Below are 21,062 nucleotides of genomic sequence, written 5' to 3' on the forward strand. Positions count from 1 at the left end.
GCATGGCGAAAATGAATCTACTACAAGCCATCAATAATGCCCTGATTCTGGCCATGACAGAAAATGAAAAAGTCATGGTGTTTGGTGAAGACGTAGGCCATTTCGGCGGCGTGTTCCGTGCGACCAGTAACCTGCAGGAAAAATTTGGTAAGGCCCGCTGTTTCAATACACCCCTGACCGAGCAAGGCATCATGGGATTTGCCAATGGTCTGGCATCTCAGGGCTCAGTGCCGGTGGCCGAAATTCAATTCGGCGATTATATCTTCCCGGCCTTTGATCAAATCGTTAACGAAACGGCTAAATGGCGTTATCGCTCCGGTGGGCAGTTCAGTGTCGGTACTCTGACCATACGTACGCCGTACGGAGGGGGGATTGCCGGTGGCTTGTATCATTCCCAATCACCGGAAGCCTATTTTGCCCATACCCCGGGCCTGAAAATAGTCGTACCGCGTAACCCTTATCAGGCCAAAGGATTGTTGCTGGCGTCTATTCGTGATGACAACCCTGTGTTGTTTATGGAGCCCAAGCGATTGTATCGCGCGTCGGTAGGCGAGGTGCCGGAAGAAGACTATGAGCTGCCCTTGGGTAAGGCTGACATCGTGCGGGAAGGCACGGATATCAGCTTACTGGCCTGGGGCGCTCAGATGGAAATTATGGAAAAAGCCGCAGAGCTGGCGGATAAAGCCGGAATTTCCTGTGAAATTATCGACCTTCGCAGCATTCTACCTTGGGATGTGGAAACCGTTTGTCAGTCGGTAGTGAAAACCGGCCGCTTGCTTATTTCCCATGAAGCGCCGCAAACCGGTGGCTTTGCCAGTGAAATCGCCGCGACGGTGCAAGAACGCTGCTTTTTGAATCTGGAATCACCCATCGCACGGGTTTGTGGTTTGGATACCCCGTATCCGCTCGCCCACGAAAAAGAATATATGCCGGATCACCTCAAAGTTTTTGAGGCCATCAAGCGTACCGTGAACTACTAAGGGGCAGTGTATGAAAGATTTTATTCTGCCTGATATCGGCGAAGGTATTGTTGAGTGTGAACTTGTTGAGTGGTTGGTCGCCGAGGGAGAGCGTATTGAGGAAGATCAACCAGTCGCAGATGTGATGACGGACAAAGCCCTAGTGCAAATTCCGGCTATGCATAGTGGTGTGGTGCGCAAGCTTTATTATCAAAAAGGTGATATTGCCAAAGTTCATGCGCCCTTGTTTGCAATGGATATTGACGGTGAAGCGCCTGCTATGCCAGCGCAAGATGCTGAAGAACCGGTACAGGTTGCTAAGACAGCAACAGCCGCCACCGGCGCATCGCATGTGGAAGATTTTGTCTTACCTGATATTGGTGAAGGTATTGTCGAGTGTGAATTGGTGGAATGGTTGGTCAGCGAAGGTGAAGTTATCGAAGAAGATCAGCCTGTTGCCGATGTAATGACCGACAAAGCCCTAGTACAGATCCCATCGAAGTTTTCTGGCCAGGTTGTGAAGCTGTATTACCAAAAAGGCGAGATTGCTAAGGTACATACACCATTGTTTGCTATTGAGGTAAAAACGGATGGCCAAGCTGGTGACAGTGCCGTCTCACATGCTCCGCAAACGGCCAAAACGCCAGTCAGTGCAATAGCTGCGCCGGTGAAAAGTTGCATGGCTAAAAACATACCGACCACCACCGATAAATTCACCGGCGGTGAACATGAGCCTAAGCTGGTTAATCCTGATAAACCGCTGGCCAGTCCGGCGGTAAGACGTCTGGCTCGCGAACTTGAGATTAATCTTAGTCAGGTTCAGGGTAGCGGCAAAAAGGGCAGGGTGATGAAGCAGGATCTGCTCTCGCAGGGACAAGCCGCTGAACCTGTGGCCAATCAAGAGGCAAAGGCTCAGACAGTTCAGACCATCAGCGGTGGTACCCGTACCGAAGCTATCCGCGGTATTAAGGCGGCCATGGCCAAACAGATGAGTGCGTCGGTATTTAGTATTCCGCATTTCTCCGTCAGCGATGAAATTGAAATGGACGCCCTGATGGCGGCCAGAGCGGCACTAAAGCCTGAGTTTGAAAAGCAGGGCGTAAAACTCAGTTTCATGCCTTTTATCATCAAGGCCATGTCGCTGGCGCTCAAGCAGTTCCCTATCGTTAACAGCCAGGTTAATGAGGATTGTACAGAGCTTACTTACTTTGATGATCACAATATTGGCATGGCGGTAGACTCGAAAATTGGTTTGCTGGTGCCGAATATCAAAGGGGTACAGAATCTGTCACTGTTTGAGGTGGCAAAAGAGGCCAGTCGCCTGATTGATCTCGCCCGTGAAGGCAAGCTCGGCAGCAGCGACCTAAAAGGTGGCACCATCAGTATTTCTAATGTTGGCGTCATAGGTGGTACCACCGCAACGCCGGTCATCAATAAACCTGAGTCTGCCATTGTGGCGCTAGGCAAGATCCAGCGTTTACCGCGTTTTGACGAGCAGGACAATGTTAAAGCCGTGAATATCATGCATATCAGTTGGTCTGGAGATCATAGGATCATTGATGGTGCGACTATGGTGCGCTTCTCCAACCTATGGAAGTCCTACTTAGAAAATCCACTCAGCATGTTAACTGAGATGAAATAACCGAGAACCCGCCAACTGGCGGGTTTTTTAATCTAGGTCGTTTTGCTGTGAAGAGCGCTTTTTTGCAACCCTTATCGTTGAATTTTATATTTTAAATCAAATTGTTAGGAGGTTTTATGATAAAGCGAATCGGGTCTCAGAAAGCTATGTTGCTGGCGTCTTCATTAAGTGTTGTTAGCTTGTTTAGTGCACAGCTTTCAGCCTCAGAAGCTAAGCATTATCCGGGGGTTTTTATCGGTGCGCTGAATAGTGGTGGGGAGACTGAGTTATCCCTGGGACTGGAGTATGAATATCGTTTTACCCCACAGTGAGGGGGATTTTTTTCAAAACAGAATGCAGTGCAACATTCTGACTAAAGTGAAAAATTAACCTGTCTAAGGAGTGAGGATAGTAAAGCAGATTTTTGTTGTTTAGTCAGTCGAATAAATTTACTATAAATGCAAATTGTTATCATTTAGTATTCATGGAGTTGTTATGAATCGTCCTGTACCTTCACTTGTTTCCCTGACCGTTGCGCTGGCCTTATCGCTTCAGGCTTATGCCAGTGAAAGTGCCAGCTCTGATCAAGAGGTGGAGAAAGTCTCGGTATTAGGACAGCGTCTTGAATATAACACCAGCGCGACCGGCCTGATGTTGTCAGTGAAAGATACCCCGCAGTCTATCTCGATTATCGATGCCGACTTAATGCGAGATTTTGCCCTGCAAAATGTGGCGGACATTGTCGGTCTGGTTCCAGGGATTACCGTGCAGGCGGCGGAAACCAGCCGTTTTTTCTTTACCGCCCGAGGGAATGCGGTAACCAACTTTCAGTATGATGGTGTACCGGTTTTCTATAGTAGTTTCTTTTCCGAAGCCGTGTCTGATTCCGTGCTTTTTGAGCGGGTCGAAGTGGTGCGTGGCGCGACCGGTTTACTGTCGGGTGCGGGCGAGCCTTCGGCGGCCATTAACCTAATTCGAAAAAAGGCACAATATGAGCAAAGTGGTTATCTAAGCTTACAGGCTGGCCGATGGAACAGTCTTAGAATAGAAGGTGACTTCAATACGCCGCTCACCCAAGACGGTAAATTGCGCGCCAGAGTGGCAGCCAGTAAAGAAAAAAGTGACAGCTATGTGAACCTTGCCGAGGAAGACAATCAGCAATTGTATTTCACTCTGGCGGCAGACGTGGGAGACAGTACCACAGTGGAAGTTGGGCTTGAGCATGCCAAGCGTCGCCCCAAAGGCTCAACCTGGGGAGCCTTACCGCTGTTTTATGCAGACGGCTCAAGCGCAGCAGATCTGGATGTGTCCAGCACCACCGCAGCCAACTGGAGTAAATGGGACAGGGATAATAAAAGTGGCTTTGTGAATCTGACTCATCATTTTAATAATGGCTGGCTGGTAAAAGGTGAGTATGAACGCCGGGATGACAGCATGGATGGCCATTTACTTTATGCATCAGGCTATCCGGACAAGCAAACCGGCTTGGGCATGCAAGCGTCCACCATGATTTACCAAAGTGATAGGGTGCTGGATAGTGCCAGACTGTATGCCAGTGGCCCGTTTAATCTGTTTGCTCGCGAGCACCGCCTGATTATTGGCACAAATCTAACCGACCAGGAAGTAAAATCCGATTCCTTCTATGCGGCAGACAGCTTGGAGATAGGTAATTTTCTAACCTGGGACGGCAGTGTTGCAAAGCCAAACTTCAGTGATACCGCTATTGTAGGTGAGAACAATGAGCGCCAGCTTGGCGCCTATATTGCCACCCAGTTAAGCTTGAGTGACGAGTTTACTGCCGTACTTGGCAATCGTTTTAGCCGCTACGAATTTGAAAATGAAGTGGATGTTAGCAAGGACTACAAACAGAGTGGTATCAACACGCCTTATGCCGGATTGATTTATGCGCCAACCGACGCTGTATCCCTGTATGCCAGCTATACCGAAATCTTCACCCCACAAAATTATTCAGATAAAGATAACCGCAAGCTGGAGCCTATTGAAGGTAACAGTATGGAGCTTGGTATTAAGAGTACCTGGCTGGATGACAGGCTGTTAGTGAATGCCGCGGTCTTTAAAGGTGAAAAGGACAATGTGGCGGAACTTGATAGTACGGTGACTGAGCCCTTACCAGATGGCAGCTTTGCTTATGTGGGTGTGAAAGGCACCGAGCATACAGGTTTTGAGGTGGAGCTGTCAGGGGAGATCAATGACGTGCTGACCGCCAACCTGAGTTACACCCAGACTAAATCCGAAAAGGCAAAGGGTGAAGCCTTTGCCACTCATGTACCTAAGCGGTTAGTCAGAATGAATGGGCGCTATGAAGCCAGTGAGGCGCTGCATTTTGCGGCCAATATTAACTGGCAAAGTGATATGTTCAAGGACCAGGTTGGTCCTGGCAATGCGTACAAGTCAGAGCAAGCCAGTTATTGGCTGGTGAATCTGATGGCCAGCTATGCTCTCAGCGCGCAGTTAAATGCCCAACTGAATATCAGTAACCTGTTTGATAAAAAGTACTATTCCAGTATTGATTTCTACAATCAGGGCTTTTTCGGCACGCCGCGTAATATCGAAGTGAGCCTGCGGTATCAATTCTGATCCCGCTTTGAGGGCGTCATCAGTTAATGGCGCCCGTCTAATTCTGGCTAACTACGCCGGCTGCTGGCCAGATCGCGCAGAATATCTATCGCACCCTGGTAGTTGTGTTTTTCCTCTGCAGTCATTCCCTGAGCAAAGCGACCAAAACTCTGTTGCATTTCGCCCAGCAAATCGTACTTAGTATCCGGTGCCGCATGCATGGAGCGGGGAGCACCTAATACCAGATGTTCGCCACGACCGATAAAACCACCCTGATACAAGGCATCCGACAGTGCATGCAGTTCGTTTTGCGAGATATTGCGGACATCATAGCCGTCGGCCAGAGATTGCCAGCTTTGCTGCAACTCTTTGCCCGCGGCACTGATACTGACCTGGTCAGCGCTAGCAGAGCTGGTTGTCTGTCCTGAATGTGCTGTACTGCCAGATTGCTGGGCTGCAAAAATAGGCGAGGGCTGTCTTATTTGACTGACTTGCATGCTGATCTCCTTATCATTGATAACGCTTTGTATATCGCTGTAACAAAGCAAGTGGCTTGCCAGCTTGCTGAACAGGCATTGGGCTGGTTTTAAGAGTGGATTGCATTCGGGTTGCTGGATTCGGTACTCTTGGTGTTCATCAATGCGCAGGGGCAAACCTGCCAGGAAAGAGAAACCTATGGATTGGATGCAGTTTATTGTCGACTTGTTGGACAAGTTGGTATGGCCTCTGGTGGTGCTGTTTGTGGTAAGTCTGCTACGAAAGCCCTTAACGCAACTTGTTCCTTTGATGAAAAAGCTCAAATACAAGGAACTGGAGTTGGAGTTTGGGCGCGAACTTAAAGCCGTGTCAGAGCAGGCGGTAGGTGCTTTTCCTGAACTGAAGCAGGATCAGAAAACCCTGCTTATTGCATCGGCGGATAACCTGCCAAATGCCGCGATTCTGGAATCCTGGGCCGTGGTAGATGATGCGGCTGAACGTTTGGTCAGAGTCCATCAACCACAGGTTGACCTGAATATCAGCACCAGATACAAGTTACTTCAGGACTTGTTGATCAGCGGCAAGTTGATTGATACCAAAAAAGGCAAGCTCTTTGATGAATTGCGCCGGCTACGTAATAAGGTGGCGCATGCGGTGGATTTTGAAGTTGGTTCTGCCCAGGCGATTTTGTACATAGAGCTGTGTTTTACCCTGGCCGAGCATTTCAATGCATTGGCCGGAACAGCACAGGAACCAGAGCCCGCTTTGCCTGGTAGTTAAAGAGTTTTTCACCTCTACCGGGCAGATTGCTTTGCTGCATCTGCCTTAAATCCCTTACACTTACGCCAGTTTGTCTTTTCAGGAATATCCCGTTGTTCAGTTACCGCCACGGCTATCATGCCGGTAATCACGCCGATGTGCTTAAACACCTTTGTCAGATGCTGCTACTTAATAAGCTGGCCGAGAAAGATAAAGCCTTTGTTTATATTGATACCCACAGTGGCGCGGGTCTTTACGATCTGACCAGTGCCCAGGCGCAGAAAACCGGTGAGTATAAAGACGGTATTGACCGCTTGTTGGACGCCAACTGCCAGGACAGCAATCTGCGCAGCTACATCAAGTTGGTTGACGAATATCGTCGCGATAACCGCTATCCTGGCTCCCCTGAGCTGGCTCGTCGCTTGTGCCGCAGCCAGGACAGCCTGCAGTTAATGGAATGGCACAATAATGAAGTGCAAAACCTGCGAGCTAACTTTAAAGGTGTGCGCAATGCGCATACTCACCACCGTAACGGTTTTGAGGGGCTGGTGGCCATGAGTCCACCCAAACCGGCCCGGGGACTGGTGCTGATTGATCCTTCCTACGAGCTGGAAGCAGACTATCAGGAGCTGGTCAGTGCCGTTAAAGAATCGTACAAACGATGGAAAACCGGCATCTTTGCCATTTGGTATCCGCTGCTGGCAAAAAGTCGCGATCGTAGTGAAAAAATGACCAAGGCTCTGGCGGCTATTCAAGGTGCCGATGTGCTGGATATCCAGTTAAAACTGCACCCTCAGGAGCAGGATGTGGGGATGTATGGCTCGGGTATGTTGGTGATAAATCCGCCCTGGCAATTCGATACGCAGTTAGAGGCGTTAATGCCGGAACTGCTTAACGCACTTAAAGACTGGCCCGGCGCATCCTATCAACTGAATTGGTTGACCAGGAGCGAATAAGCGGTGTCATTGCCAGACTCCAAGCTTAAGCACTTTTACATTCCTGATGAGCAGTCCATTTATCTGCTGTCTCATCAGGATGCGCAAAAGCTCAAAGACTGGATAGCCCTGTGTACAGAGCAGCTTGAACTGCTTGGCTACCGGGATATTGAACTTATAGGTAAAGGCGCGTTCGGTTTTGCCTTTGCCGGCGTAGACGAGCGTCAACGCCAGTTGGTGTTTAAGTTTTCCCGTATCAATCTACCCCAGCATGTCCAGGATCGTCTGGAAGAAGAAGCTTTTATGCTCAGCCAAGTTGAGCATCCCAGCGTACCGCAATTGGAAGAGTTCCAGCGTATTAAAAAGCAGGCCATTTTGGTCATGGAAAGGGCGCAAGGGCAGGATTTAGAGCAAGTATCGCTGCGGGTGGGACCCTTGTCTGCGCGTCTAATTGTGCGCATTGCGGTGCAATTGGCGGATATTCTTAAGGCCTTGCGTGAACACGGCCAACCACATCAAATAAAGCCCATAGTGCATGGGGATATCAAGCCGTCTAATCTGGTGTTTGATCCGCAAACCGAAAGGGTCGCGCTAATTGACTGGGGCTCGTCGGTGTTCGCCCAATTGGATGGTGCTGGGCAGCATGTGGGCAACAATGTGATGGATTTGATGTCCAGCGACCTGCAGCAAACTAATGCCAGGTTGGGGGATGTGTATTTTATTGGTGAAGAACAGCTTGACGGCGCGTTATCCAGCCCCAGGTTTGACGAGCAGGGGGTCGCCAGCACCTTGTATGCTCTGGCGTCCGGACAGTCCAGTCGTTTTGGCAGACATGTGATTACGCCAAACTCCTTAGGCTTGCCCCGCGAGCTGGCGCATACCTTAACTGCTATGATGAGTGACGACCCGAGTGAGCGCAGAAGGGGCGGCGATTACTTTCTGCGTAATATGCGTTTTATGCGCAATCTGGTCTTCAGTGGCCCGGAAGAGGTGGAATACCAGCCGGTTATCCCGTGCTGGACTCACAAAGCCAGTAAGCCTATCGATACTGTGGTGTACAGCTCACGTAAGTCGTTTTTGCGCGCCGAATCGGTGGAAGATGAACTGCGTTATCTGAATGATGAGCAGTTTGAGCGTTATTATAAAAACTACATGCAAGGCATGGGGGAAACCGAAAAGGCTTTTATTGCTGCGGTAAGCCGGCTGGGCCGCTATCCAGTGGTGGGCGGCTTGGCGGTGCGCTGGCACCCCGAGGGTATCTATATAGATTCAAGCCTGAATTTGTATGACCCTTCTATGAAACGCTCCTTTGAAATCTCCGTGAATAACGTGGTGACTTTGGCTCGTGCTATCCATCGGGTCGGGGTGTTTAAAAGTTGTATGTTCAATGCTCGAGATACCTTGCATCTGGAGCGCAGCGATGAGCAGCAAGCGTTTGTTCCCACCCCTGATATGCGTATTCCCTATGAGATCAGTAAGATCTCGGTCACCGAAGCGCAAAGCCGCATGCACTCATACTTTGAAGACGGTGAAGACCCGGATGAACTGCTGAAACTGCCTGCCAGTATCCGTGCCATCATTGAACAGCTTAACGATATTCACCACACCGGCTGTATTATTTTTGAAGCTTTGCCGACCCACTTAAAAGTGCACAGCTACTACACTTTGCTTGATCACGCCCGCGAAGATGAATTTAAACAGTTACTGGCCAGGTTAATTGAGCAGATCCCACTCATTGAAGGATTGGGTATTTCCGGCTTTATGAAATTACCTTATAAAGATACGCGCTTTTTTGATCATATTGTCGCGGCGGCCGATAAGTTTTACCCTCGTAACCCCTTGCTGAAGAGTTGATGTAAAGAGCATGAATGATATTAAACTCACCGAACTGCTGACCCTGGAAAAACTGGAAGAAGGTTTGTATCGCGGCCTAAGCTGGGATCTGGGCTTTCGTGCCCTGTTTGGCGGGCAGGTAATGGGTCAAGCGCTGGCAGCGGCGCAGCAAACGGTGGAAGCGGGCAGGGTGGCACATTCATATCATTGCTATTTCCTGTTGCCCGGTGATGCCCACAACCCTGTGGTCTATGATGTGGAAAACATGCGTGATGGGCGCAGTTTTTGCACTCGCAGGGTTAAAGCTATCCAAGGTGGCAAGATCATCTTTTTTATGACGGTGTCTTTCCAGTCCCCTGAAGAAGGCTTAAGTCACCAGCACGGTGAGATGCCTAAGGTACCTGAGCCTGACAGTTTGCAGCCAGATATCCGTTATTATGAAAATGTGTTGGATAAGTTACCTGCCAGCATGGTGGAAAAACTGGCTTATCACAGACCCATTGATATGCGTACGGTGCAAGCTATTAACCCCATGGCACCCGAAGTCATGGAGCCTATGCGTTATGTATGGATGAAAACCAGCAGCCCTTTGAGCGATGACTTAAATGAGCACCAAACTACGCTGGCCTATGCTTCTGACTATTATTTTCTAGTCACAGCATTGCAGCCCCACGGTATGTCGATTATGAATCGTGGTGTGCGGATGGCGACCATTGATCACGCCATGTGGTTCCACCGGCCATTTCGTTTTGACGATTGGCTGCTTTATTGTATGGAGAGCCCTTTCTCAGGTAATGCTCGTGGCCTGGTGCGTGGGCAGATATTTAACCGTGACGGTCAGTTGGTGGCATCCACCATGCAGGAAGGCCTGATGCGAAAAATCGGGGATTGATATGAGATATAGAGTTGGCGGTAAGGCTCCCAGGGTGGCGCGCGATGTGTTTATTGCGCCCGATGCGCAGATTATCGGCGATATCGCCATCGAAGAGCAGGCATCGGTGTGGTTTAACGTGGTCATGCGCGGCGATAACGAACTGATCACTATTGGCCCGGATACCAATGTGCAGGATGGCAGTGTATTGCACACCGATATGGGCTACCCACTGACACTCGGCAAAGGTGTTACCGTCGGCCATAAGGTTATGCTGCATGGCTGCACTGTGGGAGATTACAGCCTGATTGGGATTAATGCCGTGGTGCTAAATGGTGCCACTATCGGTCGTTATTGCCTGATTGGCGCCAATGCCTTGGTGACTGAGAATATGCAGATCCCGGATCGCAGCTTGGTATTGGGCAGCCCCGCTAAGATAGTGCGAACTTTAACCGATGAACAATGTGCCAATCTGGAAGCCTCTGCTGCCCATTATGTGCAAAACGGTAAACGTTACTTGATGGAACTGGCAGCACTGGAAGATTGAGTTTCAGATAAAAAAAGACCCAGAGACCCGGGGAGGGCTCTGGGCTTAGGGGAATGGCTCTTTCAAGAGCCGTGCGCTAACTCAAGGCTTGGAAAATGGAGAAGTGTCATACAAAATTTTCAAGCCGGACGATAATTGTAGAACACCGCTGCTGAATTTATAAACAAATTTTTTCATCATTTATTTTGTCTATTTAAATCAAAATTTTAGAGAAAATTTATGGCAACGTTGTCATCAGCTTGGTCACAGCTTGTGCAGGGTTTATCCACAGGCTTTTCAGGTCGGGTTCCGTAACCTTTCTTAGTTTGATTGCATAGTCTTTGGGGCTGTGTTTATAAGCTCAGCCCGTCTCTGACCAGTTCGCGGGGCAGGGAGTTTTTCAGTTTCTGACCTATGCCTTTGCCAAGGCCGACCGGATGACCATCCAGACAAACCAGCAGTTCCCCTTGCGGCAAGGTGTCGCAGAACAGATCTTTGCCTTGATAGAACTCAGCTAATTGCGAAAGGCTCAGATTCACTATCGGACTGTTAGCTGACGGTGTCAGAGCCAGTGCCGCCTCATGGGTTAATCGAAAACCCTGTTTATGCGCGGTGGCCAGTTTTAGCCCAATGCGGTCAAAGCGAAAACGCCCGATAAGCTCCACAAAGGCGTCAGGGAAGAGCCAATAGTCCTTATCCCGTACATACAGGCTAAAGCCTGCGGGAAAGGGCAGGGCAAACTGCTTGGCCAGATAGTCACCAAGTGTTGCCTGTTCCTTACGAGATGCCGGCTGATAAGGGAAGTTTCCGGCTTTCTTATTACTCTTTGGGGCGCCGACTGAGTGATGCTTGGTTAGCCTGGCAACAAAGAACCCTTCGCTGTCAAAGCGCTGCGGCCACACATGTAGATAACCTTCCGGGGTAACCACCTGTTCGGCGCCAGCGAATAAATCCGCCAGGGATTCCACACTGACCGCCTCATCATATTGCTCGAGCAGCCACTGCACTACCTGCTGATTTTCTTCCGGGCTTAGGGTGCAGGTGGAGTACACTAAGGTACCGCCGGGTTTAAGTGCCAAAAAGGCACTGTCAATTAAACGTTTTTGCACTGCGGAGATATCCTGCAGCGCTTGTTCAGACCAATTCTGCATGGCCTGGGGATCTTTTCGTACTGTACCTTCACCGCCGCAGGGGGCGTCCAGCAAAATGGCATCAAAGGTTTCTGGCAACCACTGGCCAAAAACCTCACCATCAAAATGACTCATGGCTACATTAGCTGCTCCCAGCCGTTGTATGGTGGCTGACAGCACTTTCAAGCGGCTGGATGACAGCTCGTTGGCTACCAGTAAGCCCTGATTATTCATTAATGCGCTGATTTGGGTGGTTTTTGAACCAGGCGCTGCGGCTATATCCAGCACCCGCTCTGGTGTATTTAGCTTAGCAAACAGCGCCACAGGGGGAAGCATAGAGCTGGCTTCCTGAATATAGAAAAGCCCAGCCAAATGCTCGGCGGTATTACCCAGTGGCGTGCTTTCCTGCTCTTCAGGCCGAGTCAGCCAAAAGCCAGCCTCACACCAGGGAATGGGAGTGAGTTGCCAGCCTTGCACCTGCATTCTTTGCTTAAACTCACTGACAGAAATTTTCAGCTGATTAACCCGGATGCTTTTGCGCAGGCCTTGATGGCAAATGCTGACAAAGGCATCCAGCTCCTGCCGGGAAGGTAACAAGGCAGCCATCTTGTCAATAAAGGCCTGGGGAAGCAGTGTATTCATGGGTAAACCCGCTGATTGTCAAAGGCGGCATTATACGAATTTATTAACCAAGGGGCTGATTATCTTTCGCACATGTGGTTACTGCCGCTTAGGATTTAAGCAAACAGATCCCCAGTATGGGGTTATCCTGTCCAATGGCGTTTATACTACTGACAACCCTTCAGCTCTCGGGAACTGCTAATGATAATAAACCCCCATCTGCCCTTGGTCGATTTACATCGTCACTTGGACGGCAATATCCGTCCCCGTACCATTTGGGAACTAGCGCAGCAGCATCAGATAAAGCTACCGGTAAACAGTTTTGAAGCCTTACTGCCACTTACGCAAATTCAGGATCAAACCAGCAATCTGTTGGCCTTTTTGGAAAAGCTCGATTACGGGGTATCGGTATTGGCTGACCTGGATGCCTGCTACCGGGTGGCTATGGAAAATATGGAAGATGCCCACGAGTCCGGGCTGGATTACGTAGAGCTACGTTTCTCACCGTATTACATGGCTATGAACCACAATCTGCCTATGGCTGATGTAGTGGAAGCGGTGATTGACGGCGTGCGTGCCGGGAGCGAGAAATTTGGTATCAAAGCCAACCTGATTGGCATTTTAAGCCGCACCTTCGGCGCAAAAACTTGTATGGCCGAGTTAAAGGCGTTACTGGCCCATAAAGATAAAATATGTGCACTGGATTTGGCCGGTGATGAACTGGGCTTTCCCGCGGCCTTGTTCCTGGAGCACTTTCATCTGGGCCGCGATGCTGGCTGGCAGATCACTGTGCACGCCGGTGAAGCCGATGGTCCGCAAAGTATCTGGAATGCCATTGAGCAGTTAGGCGCAACCCGTATTGGTCATGGTGTGGCGGCAACTCAGGATGAACCTTTGATGGACTATATGGCCCGCAATAATATTGCCGTTGAGTCTTGTCCGACCTCCAACTATCAAACCGCTACTATCAAGGCGATTAAAGACTCGCCCATTCCGGTGTTTTTAGATAAAGGCATTTGCGTCACCCTCAACACTGACGACCCGGCTGTGTCGAACATCAACCTGGAAAATGAATACCGGGTAGCCAGTGAAATTATCGGCCTTAACCGCGAACAGTTAGAGCAAGTGCAACGTAATGGCGTACAAGCGGCGTTTTTATCTGCCGAAGATAAGCGCGCATTGTTTGCCAGCAAAGCAGGCTGATCTGAGCCTACAAAGCCAGATTGGGCAGCAATAACTGCGCTTTTTTGAATTCTCCAGGTGCATATTGCTGTAAGTGTGATGCAGCAATGGACGCCGGGCTGCCTTGTTTAAGCCACTGCACTATGGGTTGCCATAAATCTTGATGCTGGGCGCGAAAATAGCCCATATGACCTATGGGGGTGCCTTGCGATTCTATATCCAGAGTATGGATAGGTGCGTTGGCATAGGCGCGGATAAAGGCATCCCTTGATGCAGGCATAGCCCAGAGATCATCGGTAGCATTAATAAATAAGCTGGGGGTGCGCACCTTATGGTAGCAGTCCAGCAAGTCCTGAGTATCCGGGTTGTCGAAGAAGTAATGGGGATACTGGCACCATGCCCGCCACTGATAAAATACGTCCTGGGGTAAGTCTTCGCCGATACCAAGTTTGGACCAGGGCGAGTAGCCTTTTATTCGGGTTAGCACAGGCAGAACCAGGTGCCACATCATTCGCACTTTCAAGCTTTCCCGCCATGGCATCCAGCCGTGCCATCCGGCGCCCGTGCCACATACGGCAAATCGGCTGACATTATGATGATTGGGTAGTAAGCCAAAGGCGTGCCCGCCAAATGAGTGTCCCAACACATACAGAGGCAAGTTTTGTTTGGCTAACAACGCAACCGCGGCAGCCAAATCCAGCCTGGCCCAATCAAGATAATGCATCTTAAAGCCTTTTAGCCTGGCAGGGCGGGAAAGCCCTATGCCGCGGTAGTCCAGCGTCATCACATTTAATCCCTGACTGGCGGCATACAAAGCAATTCGCTGATAAAAACGTTGCGGTACACCGGTGGCACCGGCGATAAGCAGATTCCCTTCGGCTTCACCCTCGGCACTATAGTGGGTGCTAGAAAGGGAAAATCCATCTAAGGCACTGATCTGACGTGATTCTGGTTTGGGGTGCATGTTAGGCTCCGTATAATGCCCCTGGTCGATATTATATCGACTGTTATAATGTCTTAAAGATAGTCTATAACAACTGTAATAGAAAGAGGTTTGTTTATGGTTAAAACGGCCAACGATACGCGCCAACGTTTAGTCGCGGCGACTGCCGATATGATTCGTCGTCGAGGCTTAAACGCCACTAGCGTGCGGGAGCTGGCCAAGTTTGCCAATACCCCATTAGGCTCTACTTATCATTACTTTCCAGGCGGCAAAACCCAAATGGTGCAGGAGGCGATTGAATGGACGCAGCAGTCCATTAGTGGTTTTTTGCAAAAAGTCTTTGCTGAAGATCCCGTACAAGGGCTGGATGACTTTCTGGCCAGGTGGCGTGTTCGTTTGCTGCAGGATGAATTTAATGCTGGCTGTCCGCTACTGGCGGTGGTTATGGAAGAACCGGCCAATGATGACGCCAAAGCCGGTATACAGGCCGCAGGTGAAGCATTTAAACACTGGCAGGCCACCTTGGCAGCTATGTTAGCCAGACATGGCTTGGCAGAGCAGGAGGCCAGAAGTCTGGCGATTCTGAGTATATCGGCTTTGGAAGGCAGCATTATTTTGTGTCGGGCGGAGAAAAGCCTGGCCCCGCTGGATACAGTCGCTCAGCAATTGCGCGCATTATTTATACAAAAGTTCCCCAAACCATAGCACTGGCTGGTTAATCCTATTTTTGTTGCGACTTTTTCTTGTTAATAAACATAAGTGATTATATAAATATTTATATTGTTTGGGAGGAAGTCAATGCAACAGGATTTTTTAGATGATCTGGCCGAGCTTGCCCTGGGTAGCCGGCTAAAGCGTTTAAGTGAACGCATGCTGGCCGATGCGGCGGCTGTGTATAAAGCCTATGGAGTAGAAGCCCAGCCCCGCTGGTTTACCTTGCTGGCGCTGATTTACCGCCAGGGGCCGACCAGTGTGGTGGATGCTGCCAATGCGTTGGGACTAAGCCAACCGGCGATCAGCCAGTTTTGCCGACAGCTTACCGCACAAGGTTATATTGCACTGACTAGTTGTGAGCAGGATTCCAGACGTAAGGTCATCGGCCTCACCGAGGAGGGACTGGCGCAGGTTGAGTATATGCAGCCCATGTGGCGAGATGTGGACGCCGCGGCGAAATCTCTTTGTACCGATTTTGAGAATAACTTCTATCAGGCGCTGCAAACTCTGGAACAGGCCATGCAGAAACAATCCTTGTATCAACGGGTAATGGAGCGAAAAGATGCCAACTGAAATCGAATTTCTGCCTTATAGCGATGAATTGGCTAAGTATTTTCTGAGTATTAACCAGCAATGGATTGAGGATATGTTCAGTATGGAAGCAGCCGATACCGCTATGCTCACCGACCCTTATCACTATGTCATTAAGCCAGGCGGCAAAATTTGGTTCGCTCGCCATCCTCAGTTAGGGGTGGCTGGTACCTGCGCCTTACTTAAAAAGGAGGAGGGCGTGTATGAGCTGACCAAGATGGGCGTCACAGCCAATGCCCGAGGGTTGAAGGTAGGGGAGCCATTACTGCAATATGTTATCGCCCAGGCCAAGCAAATGAAGATGTCCTGTTTGTTTCTGCTGACCAATAAAAAGTGTCAGGCCGCTATTCACTTGTATGAAAAAAACGGTTTTGCGCATAGTGAAGAGATTATGCAACGTTTCGGCGCAGCCTATGAACGTTGTGATGTAGCGATGCGCTATCAGGGGATTTAGATTTGCAGCTGATTGCCGCTCAACTAAAAATTAGCTGAGCGGCAAAAGCGCTGATCGTTACTTATCCAGCAAATTCAGGAAGAAGGCGTATTCCAGAGCGGTATCGTGCAGGCGCTTAAAGCGTCCAGAGGCACCGCCGTGGCCGGCTTCCATATCCGTTTTGAACACCAGCATATTGCTGTCGGTTTTCATCTCACGCAGCTTGGCCACCCATTTAGCTGGCTCAAAATATTGAACCTGGGAGTCGTGCAAGCCGGTGGTCACCAGCAGGTTAGGATAGGCCTGGGCTTTTACCTGATCATAGGGTGAGTAAGACAGCATATAGTCGTAGTACGTCTTGTCGTTGGGGTTACCCCACTCATCATATTCATTGGTCGTCAGCGGAATGCTTTCATCCAGCATGGTGGTGATTACATCCACGAATGGCACGTGAGCCGCAACCCCTAAGTAAAGCTCTGGCGCCTGGTTTATTACCGCGCCCATTAACAAACCACCGGCACTGCCACCTGCAGCCACGACTTTATCTTTATGGCCATAGCCTTGGGCGACCAGCGCTTTGGTCACATCAATAAAGTCATTAAAGGTGTTTTTCTTGGTAAGCTTTTTGCCGTCTTCATACCAGGGGCGCCCCAGCATCTGTGAGCCACGGATGTGGGCAATGGCGTACACCACACCGCGATCCAGCAGACTCAGACGATTGCTGGAAAAGCCTGGGTCCATGGTTGCACCATAGGAACCGTAGCCATACTGATAGAGCGGATTGGTGCCGTCCTTTTTGAACTTGTCTTTGCGATAAACCAGGGTCACAGGTACCTTGGCACCATCGCGGGCTTCAACGAATAAGCGTTCTGACGCATAGTTGGCCGCGTCAAAGTCGCCCAGCACAGGTTGTTGCTTTAACTGGGTTAAGGCAAAGCTGTTCAGATCCACATCATAATGCGTACCTGGTGTGGTCATGCTGGTGTAATACACCCGCAGTGACGGGTTATCCAGCTCGTTATTGCCGTACATGCGAGCCATATAGGCGTTGTCATTAAAATTCAGCTTATGTGCCGGGCCGCCAGACAGCTTTTTTACAAAAATTTCTGACAAGCCATTTTGGCGCTGCTGATATACCAGGTGGTCATTAAACAGCTCAAAGCCCTGTAATTGGACGTCCGGACGATGGGCAATAACGTCTTGCCATTTACGCTTATCGCCTAATTGGTCGGCCGCCACTTTCATTAAACGGAAGTTGATGGCATCCAGGTTGGTCAACACATAGAAGGTGTCACCCAGTTTGGCAATCTCATATTCCAGGCCAGCTTCGCGGGGTACAAAGGCAATCGGCTTGGCATCTGCCTGGTTGGCATCAATCAGTGATACCCCTGAGGTTTCTGTGGCCGAGTGGTGGATATAAATCAGGCTGTGGTCTTTGCTTTTGCTGATGCCGGTGTAAAAGGTGTTGTCGGTTTCTTCATAAACCAATTCATCTTGCGCCTGGGGGGTGCCAAGCGTATGGCGGAATACCTGGTAGCCTAGCAGGGTCTGTGGATCTTTTTTGATGTAGTAGACGGTTTTATTGTCATTGGCCCACAAGGTGGTTCCGGATGTACCTTGCAATTCGTCACTCAACAGTTCACCGGTTTCTAAGTCTTTGAACTTAATAGTGTAAATTCTCCGGCTCAGGGTATCTTCGGCATAGGCCAGCAGCTTGTCGTTCGGGCTGGCGCTTAAACCGCCCAGATTGTAATACTCATGCCCCTCAGCCAGTTTGTTGGCATCCAGCAGCTCTTGCTTGTTGGTACCCGCAAAATCGCTACTGCGTACATACACCGGATATTCATTGTCACCGCGCATTTCTGAGGAGTAATAATACTGACCTGAGCGGGTGGGAACCGAATCGTCGTCTTTCTTTATCCGGCTTTTCATTTCTTCAAACAACTGCGTCTGAAGAGGCTTAGTGTCTGCCAAAAGCGCGTCTGCGTATTGGTTTTCGGCTTCCAGGTGAGCTAGCACCTTAGGATCTTCACGTTTGTCGTCTCGCATCCAGTAGTAGTTATCAATGCGGGTGTCACCGTGAATGGTCATTTCATGGGCAATTTTTTCAGCTACCGGTGCCTGCACACTGGGGCTGGCCTGCTCGGTAACTTGGGTTTGTGCTGGCGGTGTCGCTGGATTACAAGCAACCAGTAAGGCGGCAGTTAATAGTGAAAAACAAAAGGGTAATTTTTTTTTCATTTTCATTCCCTGACAGAGGTAAAAGGATGGTTAATATACCTTTGCATTTGTTTTAATGCGATATGCTCAAAAAGCACCGCTGAGTATTTGTACCACAACAATGTTTACAGGCCAGTAAAAGGGGGATCGTTATGCAAAATATGGAATTAAGCTGTCGGTGTGGGAAGGTGCAGGGCCAGGCTGCAAATACCGGCCCGGATGGTGGCACCCGCTTGGTCTGCTATTGTGACGATTGCCAGGCATTTGCCAGGCAACTGGGTAGAGATGACGTGTTGGATGAGTGGGGCGGCACAGATATTTATCAGTTGGCACCCTGTCAGTTAACCATATCTCAGGGGCAGGATCAGCTTCGCTGCCTCAAACTTAGTGATAAAGGACTGATTCGCTGGTATTGCAATTGCTGCAATACCCCCATCGGCAATACCGTATCCGGCTCATTGCCTTTTATTGGACTAATACATAGTTTTGTCCGCTCAGACCAGGATTTGAACAAAGTGCAAGGATCGGTGCGTGGCTATGTGCACGGGCGCTTTGCCATCTCTACGCCGCCAACGGGCAAAGAAGGCCGAGGAACACAGTGGCGTTTGTTGATGAGAATTTTCCGCCGGTTGCTTACCGCCAAATTAACCGGCAAAGGTCAGCCCAATCCGTTGTTTGACCCTGATGGTAAGCCAGTGATTGCACCTAAAGTAGTCAAACCATGACAACCACGCCTATTCACTATCGGCATATTTTATTTGACTGGGGCGATACCCTGATGCGCGACCTTCCTGGTCAGATAGGTCCTATGGCCAATTGGCCAAAGGTTGAGGCGATGCCGGGAGCCGTGCAGGCACTGCAAGTGCTGTCGACGCACTATGTTTGTCATCTGGCCACCAATGCCAAAGATTCAGATGCAGCGGAAATTCGCCGCGCGCTGGCGCGTGTAGGACTGGATACGCATCTAAGCGAGATATTTTGTTTTAAACAGTTGCAGGTAGAAAAGCCCGCCAGCGCCTATTTTCAGCAGATAGTTAAAAAGCTTAACTGTTCACCAGAACAGATTCTGATGGTCGGAGACAATCTGCAAAAGGATATCATTGGGGCGTTGGAAGCGGGCCTGGACGCCTGCTGGCTGAACTTGGACGATGCTGGGAATAAACAAGATATTCAACAGGTTAATAGTTTTTCAAGCCTGACTTCTTGGTTATTATCCAAGGGATAGGATGTAAGGATAAGGTAACCAGATGATCAGGATTAGACATAGTGTAAAGGATGACTTCGCTGCCATTCAGGCCATATATCAGCAACCGGGCTGTTATAGCGGTACCTTGCAGTTGCCGTTTCGTAGTGCGGATTATTGGCAGGCGCGATTAACCCAGTTACCTGAAAACAGCTATAGCTTGGTGGCGGAAAAAGAGCAGAAGGTGGTTGGGCAATTGTTCCTCAGCCAGTGTGATCATCCCAGACGACGCCACGTGGCCAGACTGGGTATGGCGGTCTGTGAGTCCAGTCAGGGGCAGGGAATTGGTAAGCAATTAATCCGGGCTGCCCTTGAATTGGCAAATGACTGGCTGGCAATCACCCGGGTGGAACTGGAAGTCTACACCGACAATGATGCAGCAACTGGTTTATATAGATCCTTTGATTTTGAGGTTGAGGGAACCATGAAGAACTACGCGTTTCGCCAGGGGCAATATGTGGATGCCTATATGATGGCGAGGGTGAGTTGAGCGCATTTGGGCGATGGCAATTGTAAGGAACTCTGCTGTGAAGATAACCGTCAGACACACACTGGGCTTGTTGACCTTAACGGCGTTACTGATGCTTTCATCCGTGCAGGCTGGCGAGTATCGCATTGCAAATACCGAGGTACTCACGCTGGACGATGGTGGGCGACTGTACGATATCTCCATTAAGCTGCCCGCCAGCTACTATAAGCCTGAGCAATTCAGCCGTCGTTACCCAGTGATTTATATGCTCGATGCACCTTATAGCTTCCCCTTAGTGGTGGGCGCAACGCATTTCCCGATGAACAGCAACAAAATGGAGCAGGCGGTATTGGTGGCTATAAGCTGGCAGCAAGGGATCAGTGGCAACGCCAGCCGGGTGCGGGATTTTACCCCAACCCAAGCCGCGGATTGGAAGCTGGAAACCGGCGGCGCAGAGCGTCATCTTAACTTTCTGGCTGAAAGGGTGATCCCTTTCGTTGAGTCCAGGTTCAGAACCACCGCACAACAACGTACCTTTATGGGGAATTCCCTCGGCGGCTTGTTTGGCCTGTATGTTTTATTGAATCGGCCGACATTATTTGAACATTATGTGCTTGGCAGCCCATCGCTGTGGTATGACGATAAGGCCTTGCTCAATCAGGTTTCTGCATGGGCTGACCGCCAGCAAAATCCCAAAGCAAAAGTGTTTATCGGGGTGGGCGAGAAGGAAACGCCCTTAGGCAGCAATATCGCCCATGATTTGGTCGGTGACGCTATCAGTCTGAAAAGCCAGTTGGCACCCTGGCGGTTTAGCCAACTCGATGTGAAATTGATGATAGTCCCTGATGCCACTCATGAGATGGCCTTTCCTACTGTGGCGATCAGCGCGCTGGACTGGTTATTTACTTATCCCCCTCAAAAAATACAGAGGGGGCAAGTTTCAACGCTGATTTATTGA

Annotated in this window: 21 protein-coding genes; 17 read left to right on the top strand and 4 right to left on the bottom strand. The window is 49.8% G+C overall.

Features of this window, described 5'->3' with window-relative positions; all coding sequences use genetic code 11:
• Positions 1-2 precede the first annotated feature (2 nt).
• The 4 genes from J0A65_RS14675 to J0A65_RS14690 all read left to right on the top strand — a co-directional run bounded on the left by J0A65_RS14675 (position 3) and on the right by J0A65_RS14690 (position 5,178).
• Positions 3-980, top strand: a complete 978-nt coding sequence (locus tag J0A65_RS14675; RefSeq protein ID WP_206595068.1) for an alpha-ketoacid dehydrogenase subunit beta — start codon at positions 3-5, stop codon at positions 978-980.
• A gap of 10 nt (positions 981-990) precedes the next feature.
• Entirely contained in the window at positions 991-2,601 is a 1,611-nt protein-coding gene (locus J0A65_RS14680) for a dihydrolipoyllysine-residue acetyltransferase (protein ID WP_206595069.1), read from the top strand.
• Positions 2,602-2,717: 116 nt separating this feature from the next.
• Positions 2,718-2,912 carry a hypothetical protein gene (locus tag J0A65_RS14685; protein WP_206595070.1) on the top strand — a complete coding sequence of 65 codons (195 nt, stop codon included), beginning with the start codon at positions 2,718-2,720 and terminating at the stop codon, positions 2,910-2,912.
• Between the two features lie 163 nt (positions 2,913-3,075).
• The gene (locus J0A65_RS14690) at positions 3,076-5,178 is read left to right on the top strand and encodes a TonB-dependent siderophore receptor (protein WP_206595071.1); all 2,103 of its coding nucleotides are present in this window, start codon (positions 3,076-3,078) and stop codon (positions 5,176-5,178) included.
• A gap of 47 nt (positions 5,179-5,225) precedes the next feature.
• Here J0A65_RS14690 and J0A65_RS14695 read toward each other — a convergent pair whose 3' ends face one another.
• A complete protein-coding gene (locus J0A65_RS14695) occupies positions 5,226-5,654 on the bottom strand; it encodes a flagellar biosynthesis anti-sigma factor FlgM (protein WP_206595072.1) in 429 nt (142 codons plus the stop codon).
• A 178-nt stretch (positions 5,655-5,832) separates the two neighbouring features.
• Between J0A65_RS14695 and J0A65_RS14700 the strand changes: the two genes are divergently transcribed.
• The 5 genes from J0A65_RS14700 to J0A65_RS14720 all read left to right on the top strand — a co-directional run bounded on the left by J0A65_RS14700 (position 5,833) and on the right by J0A65_RS14720 (position 10,579).
• On the top strand, positions 5,833-6,414 hold the full coding sequence (locus J0A65_RS14700; RefSeq protein WP_206595073.1) for a hypothetical protein: 582 nt from the start codon (positions 5,833-5,835) through the stop codon (positions 6,412-6,414).
• 92 nt (positions 6,415-6,506) lie between these two features.
• A complete protein-coding gene (locus J0A65_RS14705; RefSeq protein WP_206595074.1) occupies positions 6,507-7,349 on the top strand; it encodes a 23S rRNA (adenine(2030)-N(6))-methyltransferase RlmJ in 843 nt (280 codons plus the stop codon).
• A 9-nt stretch (positions 7,350-7,358) separates the two neighbouring features.
• A complete protein-coding gene (locus tag J0A65_RS14710; protein ID WP_206595146.1) occupies positions 7,359-9,182 on the top strand; it encodes a protein kinase domain-containing protein in 1,824 nt (607 codons plus the stop codon).
• 10 nt (positions 9,183-9,192) lie between these two features.
• Complete coding sequence (gene tesB / locus J0A65_RS14715) at positions 9,193-10,053, top strand: acyl-CoA thioesterase II (protein WP_206595075.1); 861 nt, start codon at positions 9,193-9,195, stop codon at positions 10,051-10,053.
• 1 nt (position 10,054) lies between these two features.
• Entirely contained in the window at positions 10,055-10,579 is a 525-nt protein-coding gene (locus tag J0A65_RS14720) for a gamma carbonic anhydrase family protein (RefSeq protein ID WP_206595076.1), read from the top strand.
• A gap of 332 nt (positions 10,580-10,911) precedes the next feature.
• Here J0A65_RS14720 and rsmF read toward each other — a convergent pair whose 3' ends face one another.
• On the bottom strand, positions 10,912-12,330 hold the full coding sequence (gene rsmF, locus J0A65_RS14725; RefSeq protein ID WP_206595077.1) for a 16S rRNA (cytosine(1407)-C(5))-methyltransferase RsmF: 1,419 nt from the start codon (positions 12,328-12,330) through the stop codon (positions 10,912-10,914).
• 183 nt (positions 12,331-12,513) lie between these two features.
• On the opposite strand from rsmF, the gene add reads away from it, so the two are divergent.
• The gene (add, locus tag J0A65_RS14730; protein ID WP_206595147.1) at positions 12,514-13,512 is read left to right on the top strand and encodes an adenosine deaminase; all 999 of its coding nucleotides are present in this window, start codon (positions 12,514-12,516) and stop codon (positions 13,510-13,512) included.
• Positions 13,513-13,519: 7 nt separating this feature from the next.
• Here the strand turns inward: add and J0A65_RS14735 are convergent, their stop codons facing one another.
• Positions 13,520-14,455 (bottom strand): alpha/beta hydrolase family protein, encoded by a 936-nt coding sequence (locus J0A65_RS14735; protein WP_206595078.1) that lies wholly within the window; start codon positions 14,453-14,455, stop codon positions 13,520-13,522.
• 96 nt (positions 14,456-14,551) lie between these two features.
• On the opposite strand from J0A65_RS14735, the gene J0A65_RS14740 reads away from it, so the two are divergent.
• The 3 genes from J0A65_RS14740 to J0A65_RS14750 all read left to right on the top strand — a co-directional run bounded on the left by J0A65_RS14740 (position 14,552) and on the right by J0A65_RS14750 (position 16,193).
• Positions 14,552-15,139 (top strand): TetR/AcrR family transcriptional regulator, encoded by a 588-nt coding sequence (locus J0A65_RS14740; protein ID WP_206595079.1) that lies wholly within the window; start codon positions 14,552-14,554, stop codon positions 15,137-15,139.
• A gap of 93 nt (positions 15,140-15,232) precedes the next feature.
• Positions 15,233-15,721 carry a MarR family winged helix-turn-helix transcriptional regulator gene (locus J0A65_RS14745; RefSeq protein WP_206595080.1) on the top strand — a complete coding sequence of 163 codons (489 nt, stop codon included), beginning with the start codon at positions 15,233-15,235 and terminating at the stop codon, positions 15,719-15,721.
• On the top strand, positions 15,711-16,193 hold the full coding sequence (locus J0A65_RS14750; RefSeq protein WP_232849974.1) for a GNAT family N-acetyltransferase: 483 nt from the start codon (positions 15,711-15,713) through the stop codon (positions 16,191-16,193). Before J0A65_RS14745 ends, J0A65_RS14750 begins: the two co-directional genes overlap by 11 nt.
• A gap of 57 nt (positions 16,194-16,250) precedes the next feature.
• Here the strand turns inward: J0A65_RS14750 and J0A65_RS14755 are convergent, their stop codons facing one another.
• Positions 16,251-18,413, bottom strand: a complete 2,163-nt coding sequence (locus J0A65_RS14755; protein WP_206595081.1) for a S9 family peptidase — start codon at positions 18,411-18,413, stop codon at positions 16,251-16,253.
• Positions 18,414-18,544: 131 nt separating this feature from the next.
• Here J0A65_RS14755 and J0A65_RS14760 point away from each other — a divergent pair, with 131 nt between their 5' ends.
• The 4 genes from J0A65_RS14760 to J0A65_RS14775 are packed head-to-tail and all read left to right on the top strand — an operon-like array spanning position 18,545 to position 21,062.
• Positions 18,545-19,117 carry a DUF6151 family protein gene (locus J0A65_RS14760; RefSeq protein WP_206595082.1) on the top strand — a complete coding sequence of 191 codons (573 nt, stop codon included), beginning with the start codon at positions 18,545-18,547 and terminating at the stop codon, positions 19,115-19,117.
• On the top strand, positions 19,114-19,617 hold the full coding sequence (locus tag J0A65_RS14765) for an HAD family hydrolase (RefSeq protein WP_206595083.1): 504 nt from the start codon (positions 19,114-19,116) through the stop codon (positions 19,615-19,617). Before J0A65_RS14760 ends, J0A65_RS14765 begins: the two co-directional genes overlap by 4 nt.
• A 22-nt stretch (positions 19,618-19,639) precedes the next feature.
• A complete protein-coding gene (locus J0A65_RS14770; RefSeq protein ID WP_206595084.1) occupies positions 19,640-20,125 on the top strand; it encodes a GNAT family N-acetyltransferase in 486 nt (161 codons plus the stop codon).
• 37 nt (positions 20,126-20,162) lie between these two features.
• On the top strand, positions 20,163-21,062 hold the full coding sequence (locus J0A65_RS14775) for an alpha/beta hydrolase (RefSeq protein ID WP_206595085.1): 900 nt from the start codon (positions 20,163-20,165) through the stop codon (positions 21,060-21,062).

This window comes from Bowmanella yangjiangensis (genome assembly GCF_017255015.1).
Classification (GTDB): Bacteria; Pseudomonadota; Gammaproteobacteria; order Enterobacterales; family Alteromonadaceae; genus Bowmanella; species Bowmanella yangjiangensis.

What these genes read in the sequence shown, in the direction of transcription:
- J0A65_RS14675 (WP_206595068.1), top strand. Translation starts at nt 3, where the DNA reads ATGGCGAAAATGAATCTACTACAAGCCATCAATAATGCCCTGATTCTG.
- J0A65_RS14680 (WP_206595069.1), top strand. Translation starts at nt 991, where the DNA reads ATGAAAGATTTTATTCTGCCTGATATCGGCGAAGGTATTGTTGAGTGT.
- J0A65_RS14685 (WP_206595070.1), top strand. Translation starts at nt 2,718, where the DNA reads ATGATAAAGCGAATCGGGTCTCAGAAAGCTATGTTGCTGGCGTCTTCA.
- J0A65_RS14690 (WP_206595071.1), top strand. Translation starts at nt 3,076, where the DNA reads ATGAATCGTCCTGTACCTTCACTTGTTTCCCTGACCGTTGCGCTGGCC.
- J0A65_RS14695 (WP_206595072.1), bottom strand. Translation starts at nt 5,654, where the DNA reads ATGCAAGTCAGTCAAATAAGACAGCCCTCGCCTATTTTTGCAGCCCAG.
- J0A65_RS14700 (WP_206595073.1), top strand. Translation starts at nt 5,833, where the DNA reads ATGGATTGGATGCAGTTTATTGTCGACTTGTTGGACAAGTTGGTATGG.
- tesB (WP_206595075.1), top strand. Translation starts at nt 9,193, where the DNA reads ATGAATGATATTAAACTCACCGAACTGCTGACCCTGGAAAAACTGGAA.
- J0A65_RS14720 (WP_206595076.1), top strand. Translation starts at nt 10,055, where the DNA reads ATGAGATATAGAGTTGGCGGTAAGGCTCCCAGGGTGGCGCGCGATGTG.
- rsmF (WP_206595077.1), bottom strand. Translation starts at nt 12,330, where the DNA reads ATGAATACACTGCTTCCCCAGGCCTTTATTGACAAGATGGCTGCCTTG.
- J0A65_RS14735 (WP_206595078.1), bottom strand. Translation starts at nt 14,455, where the DNA reads ATGCACCCCAAACCAGAATCACGTCAGATCAGTGCCTTAGATGGATTT.
- J0A65_RS14740 (WP_206595079.1), top strand. Translation starts at nt 14,552, where the DNA reads ATGGTTAAAACGGCCAACGATACGCGCCAACGTTTAGTCGCGGCGACT.
- J0A65_RS14745 (WP_206595080.1), top strand. Translation starts at nt 15,233, where the DNA reads ATGCAACAGGATTTTTTAGATGATCTGGCCGAGCTTGCCCTGGGTAGC.
- J0A65_RS14750 (WP_232849974.1), top strand. Translation starts at nt 15,711, where the DNA reads ATGCCAACTGAAATCGAATTTCTGCCTTATAGCGATGAATTGGCTAAG.
- J0A65_RS14755 (WP_206595081.1), bottom strand. Translation starts at nt 18,413, where the DNA reads ATGAAAAAAAAATTACCCTTTTGTTTTTCACTATTAACTGCCGCCTTA.
- J0A65_RS14760 (WP_206595082.1), top strand. Translation starts at nt 18,545, where the DNA reads ATGCAAAATATGGAATTAAGCTGTCGGTGTGGGAAGGTGCAGGGCCAG.
- J0A65_RS14765 (WP_206595083.1), top strand. Translation starts at nt 19,114, where the DNA reads ATGACAACCACGCCTATTCACTATCGGCATATTTTATTTGACTGGGGC.
- J0A65_RS14770 (WP_206595084.1), top strand. Translation starts at nt 19,640, where the DNA reads ATGATCAGGATTAGACATAGTGTAAAGGATGACTTCGCTGCCATTCAG.